1 protein-coding gene is annotated in these 1739 nt (G+C 72.1%); it reads right to left on the bottom strand.

Annotation, left to right across the window (positions count from 1 at the left end; all coding sequences use genetic code 11):
* On the bottom strand, positions 1 to 1725 hold a 1725-nt coding region (locus ACFWGZ_RS40815), incomplete at its 3' end, for an amino acid adenylation domain-containing protein (protein ID WP_382456945.1).
* Positions 1726 to 1739: the final 14 nt, after the last annotated feature.

Below are 1739 nucleotides of genomic sequence, written 5' to 3'. Positions count from 1 at the left end.
GATCTGGGCCGCATAGCTTTCGGCCATCTCCTCGATGCCCGCGGGCCGGTCCGCGGGGTGGGTGAGCTCACGGGCCTGGAGGCCGTAGAGCGGCCGCCCGCCGATGTGCCGGAGCAGTCCGGCGTACGACCAGCTCATCCCGGAGACGGCGTGGACGCAGAACAGCGGGGCCTCGGTGGTGTCGGCACAGGCGGCCCGGATCGGGAGCAGTGTCTCCATCGGGTCGCCGCCGGAGTTCGTGGCGATGTGTTCGGCGAGCAGGACGGGGGTCGGGCACTGGAACAGGTCGCGGATGGTGACCCGGGTGTCCCAGATGGAGCGGATGCGGCCGATCAGCCGGGTGGCGAGCAGGGAGTGGCCGCCGAGCTGGAAGAAGTGGTCGTCGATGGTGACCGAGGGGAGCCCGAGCACGGCGGCGAAGAGGCCGCACAGCACTTCTTCCTGCGGGGTGCGCGGGGCACGCCCATTGGTGGTGTGGGCGGTCTGCGGGGCGGGCAGGGCGCGCCGGTCGACCTTGCCGTTGGTGGTGAGGGGGATCGCGTCGAGGACCATGAAGGCGGACGGGACCATGTACTCGGGCAGGGCGTCGGAGACGTGGCCGCGCAGTTCGGCGACATCGGCGCGGGCTCCGTCGGCGGCGACCAGGTAGGCGACGAGCCGTTTGTCGCCGGGGCGGTCCTCGCGGACGACCACGGTGGCCTGGGCGACGCCCGGGTGGGCGGCCAGCGCGGTCTCGATCTCGCCGAGCTCGATCCGGAAGCCGCGCAGCTTCACCTGCTGGTCGGCCCGGCCCAGGTACTCCAGCGAACCCTCGGGGCTCCAGCGGACCAGGTCCCCGGTCCGGTACATCCGGCTCCCCGCCGGACCGTACGGGTCGGCCACGAAACGGTCCGCCGTCATGCCCGGCCGGTCCAGATAGCCCTGCGCCAGCCCGGCACCCGCGATGTACAGCTCGCCCGGGGTGCCGGGCGGGACGAGCCGCAGTCCCTCGTCCAGTACGTACAACCGGTGGTTGTCCAGCGGTTCACCGATCGGGATCGCGCCCGCGTAGTCGAGCGGGCGGTGGATACGGTGCGTCGCGGCGAACGTGGTGGTCTCCGTGGGACCGTACCCATTGACCACGGTGATCTCCGGGCAGCACTCCATCACCCGGCGCACCGCCTCCGGCGGCACGACATCGCCACCGGCCCACACCTCACGCACCCCGGCGAACGCCTCCGGGACCTCCTCCGCCATGACCCGGAACAGGCCGGCCGTCAGCCAGAGCGAGCTGATCCGGTGCTGGGTCAGCAGCCTCACGTAGTCGGCCGGGGCGAGGTGTCCGGCGGGGGCGACGACCAGGGTGCCGCCGTTGAGCCAGGGCACCCACATCTCGTACGTGGAGGCGTCGAACGCCATCGCCGAGTGGAACAGCACCCGGGCGTGGTTCCCGCTCGCGTACATCGTCTGCGCGGCCAGGTCCGCCACATTCCGGTGGGTGACCGCCACACCCTTCGGGACCCCCGTGGAGCCCGAGGTGAACATCGCGTACACCGGCTGGTCCGGATGGACCGGCACACCCGGGTCCGAGGTCGCCACCGCCTCGCCCGCCACCGGGCCGAGCACCCGCACACCCTCCGGCACGCCCGCCGAGCCCGGGTCGCGGTCGGTCACCAGATGCGTGACACCCGACTGACCCACGATCAGCTCGACACGCTCCGCCGGATAACGGGTGTCCAACGGCACATACACCGCACCCG

Source organism: Lentzea sp. NPDC060358, from assembly GCF_042725365.1.
Classification (GTDB): domain Bacteria; phylum Actinomycetota; class Actinomycetes; order Mycobacteriales; family Pseudonocardiaceae; genus Lentzea.
Note: the sequence above shows the minus strand (reverse complement) of the source record. Positions and strands in the feature narration are given on the sequence as shown.